The following is a 5,490-nucleotide window of genomic DNA, read 5'->3' on the forward strand; positions in this document are numbered from 1 at the left end:
ACTACTTAAATGCCCTTTAAGGTATTTTCGTACCGCGTTTATTTTAAAAGCTTTGGTGTGTTTCGGTCTTTTCATTGTGAACCCTTCCAGTTGAAAGTTTAGTCCAACTTTAGGGGTTCACTCCAAATGTCCGTCTCGTACTCGGACTTTTAATGTTTTGGTGTGCTTCATGATGCTGCATATAATGTTGGTGCACAGCTTGTGTTGCAAAGACTTTAGCAGCACTCGCTATCCATCTTCGTACTAAAAACACGAGGCTTTCCGCGATTTTGGTAAAAAAGATGAAGAATGATCTAAATTATTTGTACATTATGTCCAGTGCTTTAGACTTGTGCACCTTATTTGAATTTTTAAACTAAAGGAACCTTATGCACACCTCTATAGCGACATCAGCGGCGTTTAGTCTGCGCGATGTACTTGCCTTAGGTTTTATGACTTTTGCCTTATTTTTAGGCGCAGGCAATATTATTTTTCCGGCCGAATCAGGGCTGCAAGCAGGCACCGAAGTGTGGCGTGCTGCCATTGGTTTTTTAGTAACGGGCGTTGGTTTGCCTTTGATGACTGTTGTGGCTTTGGCGCGGGTCGGTGGTGGGCTTGCAACTTTGACCTTACCGCTCGGCAAAGTGGCAGGTACGGTACTTGCTGTGGCAGTCTATTTGGCTATTGGGCCTTTTTTCGCCACACCACGTACGGCAGTGGTGTCTTATGAGATTGGAGTTGTGCCTTTTTTTGGTAATAGCGGCACGGGGCTCTTTGTTTACTCCACTTTATATTTTGCTTTAGTGCTTTATCTGGCGATCAGTCCAAATAAAATGATAGACCGCATTGGGACATTGATTACTCCAGTTTTGTTGATAGCTTTGGCGACTTTAGGTGGTGCAGCAATTTTCAAGCCGGCAGGTGAAGTAGGGCAGGCTCAAGCTTTGTATCAAGATGAGGCTTGGTTGCAAGGCTTTTTACATGGGTATTTAACTATGGATGCGCTTGGTGCTTTGGCCTTTGGTGTGGTTATTGCTACAGCAATACGCAGTAAAGGTGTGCAGCAAGCGCGTTTGATCACCCGTTTCTCTGTGTTTGCAGGGCTGATTGCAGCAGTGGGGTTGTCGGCTGTGTACTTATCTTTGTTTTACTTAGGAGCAACCAGTCAAGAGATTGCCAATGATGCGCAAAATGGTGGACAGGTTCTTGCACTGTACGTGGAGCATGTTTTTGGTCCAATAGGGAACTTATTATTGGCTGTGGTGATCGGTTTGGCTTGTTTAACTACTGCTGTGGGATTGCTGGTGGCATGTGGTGAGTTTTTCAGTGAACGCTTGAGCATTGCTTATAAGTACATTGTGGTTTTTTTCGTTGTTTTTAGCTGGGCTGTATCCAACCAAGGTTTAGATCAGTTGATTCAGATCTCCATTCCAGTATTGACGGGGCTGTATCCATTGGCGATCGTATTGGTAGCGCTGAGTTTACTGGATCACTTTTGGCGTTCTTCTGCGTTAATTTTTCGCGGTACTATGGCCGTGACCTTGATCTTTGGCCTAGTGGATGGCTTGGCAGCAGCTGGATTTTCGAACCTTGTGCCTGATGTATTTAATCAGCTTCCCTTGGCTGCGCAGCAAATGGGATGGTTAGTGCCATCAGTGGTCGTAATGTTAGGTTTGGTGGTCGTGGACCGTTATTATGTCAGCCCTAAAAGTGAGAACATATCACCTTGATTCTGTCTGTGGTGAGCTGTCAAAGCACTTGTAGATTAGTGTTACTCGGTCAGTATCGGTGGTAAGCTTTTAAACACATCAATTGCTCGTGCGCGACTAGTTGATAAATCTACGATGGGTTTAGGATAAGAAATGGTGCTAGCTAAGCTTATATTTTCTAACTGGGGATAGTGGATTGCTTTAGCGCTAAGGTGTTTGAGCTCAGGCAGCCAGTGACGAATAAAATCTCCATTGGGATCAAAGCGTTTGGATTGACTGATAGGATTAAAAATGCGGAAGTAAGGTGCTGCATCTGTGCCACTGGAAGCGCTCCATTGCCAACCCCCATTATTGGCTGCTAGATTGCCATCAATGAGATGCTGCATAAAAAAGCGCTCGCCTTTACGCCAATCGATCAATAAATTTTTAGTTAAGAACATTGCAACAATCATACGTAAGCGATTGTGCATCCAGCCTGTGGCTAAAAGTTGGCGCATGGCGGCATCAATGATGGGAAAGCCCGTCTGGCCTTGTTGCCAAGCGAGTAAGTCTGCTGGCGCATCGCGCCAGGGTATAGCTTCGGTTTGAGCTTTAAAAGCGCGACTACATGAAACTTTAGGGTATCCCACTAAAACGTGGTGATAAAACTCACGCCAGAGCAACTCATTGATCCAAGTGATAACACCAGACTGACCTGATTCAAACTCACCTTGATTGATGGCCAAGGCAGCATGTAAGCATTGGCGTATCGAGAGTGTACCGCTGACTAAGTAGGGTGACAGTTGGCTAGTGCTGTGCAAGGCAGGAAAGTCTCGTTGTTTGGCATAATCAGTGATGGCGTTATTGTTGAAAGCGGCTAAGCGTTGCAAAGCTACTGTTTCTCCGGCTGGCCATAGAGCTTGTAATCCTGCGTCCACTGCAGTAAAGCCATCAATGTGTTGTGGTATTACATCGTTGTTGATTGTTAAAGGAGATTGTGGGTGTGGTGTGTCAAGGCATGCTGGTAAGTGGTCATACAGGCTTTTATAGCAAGCTTTTTTAAATTGGCTGAAGACTTTAAAATAAGTGCCGTTTTGGGTGAGTATACTGCCCGGTTTAAATAACAGTTGATCTAAATGTGAGTGAAATAAAACGTTTTGGTTAGCTAAGGTAGTGCTGACGCTTTGATCACGATGAGCTTCATTAAAGCCGTATTCAGTGTTGACATGAACAGCCTGGATATTAAATTTTTGGCATACTTTTGCGATGATTGCAGGTGCTTTTTGCCAGAGCTCACTCGAGCGTATGACTAAGGGCACATTAAGAGTGGATAAACGTTGTTGCAGTTCAGCTAAGTTACGCAGCCAGAAGTCGACTTTACAGGCGGCATCGTGATGTGTTTGCCATTGTAGTGGGCTAATCAATACGATCGCGATAGTCGGCCCTGCCTGTAAAGCAGCATTGAGTGCAGTGTTATCTTGTGTCCGCAAATCATTGCGTAGCCAGAGTAGTTGTGTAGAGTGAGCAGTGTGCACTATTAAATTGCATTCCTTAAACCAAGATTTTCAGGGTGGGGCTGCAAATACACTTGATTAGTGATATAGCGGTTGGGATGACGTTTCAAGTGGTGCTTTAATAGGGTTAGTGGCGCAATCAGTGGTACGGCTCCTGTACGATATTGAGTAATTAATGTTTGCAGTTCTTGCTTTTCATCTGCGCTGAGTGATTGCTTTATATAGCCACTGATATGCTGAAGCACATTGGTATGTGAGCCACGGTTGGCAATTTTTTTCAGGGCAGACATAAAATAACTGAAGTAGTTGGTAGCTAAAACACCTAGACGTACGCGTTGGTTATTGGCTAACAAGCGTCCTAATGCAGCGCAGTCAGAGGGGCTGTTGGCCATTAATTGATATTTGTAGCGAGCATGAAAATCATACAGCTTTTTACGGCTTAAGCCTGTTTTTAAGAGTTGCCGCCATTCTGCGTAAGCAAACACTCGAGTGATAAAATTTTCCCGTAAGACTGGATCGTTTAGCCGCCCCTCTTCTTCAACGGGTAGATTGGGTTGTGCTTGCATCAAGGCTGCAGCAAATAAGCCAACACCTTTATGCAGGACTGGGTGTTTAGGTGCTTGATAGACCTTAACTCGCTCCATACCGCAGGAGGGGGATTTTTGCATCAAGATATACCCGCATAGATCATTAAGTCTTGCAGCGGTATGCTGACCAAAGGTTGTCAACCGCTCAGTAACATCCAACTCGGGGTTCACTGTGCCGACCGCGCGCGGACTGATAGGATTACCAATGAGGTGAATAGGTTCGCGTGGGGTGCCTAAACCTATTGCTTCTTCTGGACAGATGGGAATGTATTCAAAGTATTGACTGAGCACATCCTTGCATAAGTAGGATTGTTTGTGGCCGCCATTGTAACGAACAGGAGCTCCTAATAGGCAAGCGCTAATGCCTACTTTAATACGGTCTTTTGGATTGTTCATAGTAAACCTTATTTATAGTATGGGGCGGGAGGGGGCGCAAACAGCCCAGTTGCTGGTTTGTTTGCTACTTGATGCATTGACTGCATATATAGGTGAGGCTCTTGAGGCGTTTTTTATGTGCGTAGATTGTACTAGCTTGGGGGGCTTCTGAGCTTATGGCGTGTCTGATCTTGTTTAACAGCATGGCTAGAGGCTTGAATTTCGTTTAAAGTTATAGTGATCAGCTAAGTCAGTACCCTATTAAAAAGTATTGTGGTTTTTTGTCAGCACTGAATATGTACTTCAACATAATAAAAACCCACGCTGGTTTTGAATAACCGAACGTGGGCTTTTTATACTTACAGCTAAGATTTATTCAGGCTTAGTCATGTCATGAATTTTTGACTTAGCAGCATCTACAGCATCTTTACTGTCTTTCTTGATGTTGTCTAAGGTGTCTTTAGCGCTATCTTTTAAGCTTTTAGTTTCTTCTTGTGCTGCGCTTGCTTCTTCTTGTGCTGCATCTTTAGCTGCATCGACTTTATTGTCTAAATTTTCTTTAGCTTCATCAATTTCGTTAGCAATATTTTCTTTTGTTTCAGAGGCTTCTTCTTCGGCAGCATTAACCTTCTCAGCTAGGTTTTCTTTTACTTCAGCTGTTTTTTCTTGGCTTGTATCAACAGCGTTGTCCAGCTTTTCACCTGCTGCAGCTGCGGCTTCTTTGGTATTTTCCACAGCATTTTGAGTGGTTTCTTTAGCTGACTCCGATAATTGCTCAGCTTTTTCTACAACGGCTTCTTTAGTGTCTTTGGCTGCTTCTTTGACTGACTCAACAGCATCTGACATGGATTCTTTTGCTGCATCCAACTTATCTTGTGGCTCGCTATCGCAAGCAGCTAAACCAAGGGTGGCCGCAAGCAGAAGTGCTGTAACGAAAGGCTTTTGCATAGTTGATCTCCATTATATCTTTTTATAGGTGCATCGTATTTAAAAGCAAATACAACAACATTATTACACATTGTGTACCAGCATTGTGAGTCTATAGATTAAATTAAGCGGTTATTCTTTTCAGACCGTGCAATAAATGAGTAGCATTTGTAGTGTAGCCATAGGAGGAGCGGTCTGTGGTGTAGAACTTTTTCAGAATATGATTCTCTGCTGTTGGAGAGAGTATTGCATAGATTGTTTAGGTTGTTGAGCGCTTAAGAGTTATGAGGCTGTGTAATCCCCCCTCAAAACCACAGAGGCTATTTGTAGAAAATTCCATTAATATGAACTCAAGGAGTTTTCTATGCGTAAATCAAAATTCACTGAGAGCCAGATTATGGCAATTCTCAAACAAAATGA

4 protein-coding genes are annotated in these 5,490 nt (G+C 43.7%); 1 reads left to right on the forward strand and 3 read right to left on the reverse strand.

All coding sequences use genetic code 11. The features are described from left to right. Positions 1-368 precede the first annotated feature (368 nt). Positions 369-1,709: a branched-chain amino acid transport system II carrier protein gene (gene brnQ / locus TOI97_RS13020; protein ID WP_321554561.1), complete on the forward strand. Its 1,341-nt coding sequence runs from the start codon at positions 369-371 to the stop codon at positions 1,707-1,709. A 41-nt stretch (positions 1,710-1,750) separates the two neighbouring features. On the opposite strand, the gene phrB is transcribed toward brnQ, so the two are convergent. The 3 genes from phrB to TOI97_RS13035 all read right to left on the reverse strand — a co-directional run bounded on the left by phrB (position 1,751) and on the right by TOI97_RS13035 (position 5,091). Next, positions 1,751-3,202 (reverse strand): deoxyribodipyrimidine photo-lyase, encoded by a 1,452-nt coding sequence (gene phrB, locus TOI97_RS13025; protein ID WP_321554562.1) that lies wholly within the window; start codon positions 3,200-3,202, stop codon positions 1,751-1,753. 2 nt (positions 3,203-3,204) lie between these two features. Continuing rightward, positions 3,205-4,164 (reverse strand): YbgA family protein, encoded by a 960-nt coding sequence (locus TOI97_RS13030; RefSeq protein WP_321554563.1) that lies wholly within the window; start codon positions 4,162-4,164, stop codon positions 3,205-3,207. A 351-nt stretch (positions 4,165-4,515) separates the two neighbouring features. Then, positions 4,516-5,091: a prolipoprotein diacylglyceryl transferase gene (locus TOI97_RS13035; protein ID WP_321554564.1), complete on the reverse strand. Its 576-nt coding sequence runs from the start codon at positions 5,089-5,091 to the stop codon at positions 4,516-4,518. Positions 5,092-5,490 lie beyond the last annotated feature (399 nt).

Origin of the sequence: Denitrificimonas halotolerans (assembly GCF_034259425.1) — a bacterium.
GTDB classification, from domain to species: domain Bacteria; phylum Pseudomonadota; class Gammaproteobacteria; order Pseudomonadales; family Pseudomonadaceae; genus Denitrificimonas; species Denitrificimonas halotolerans.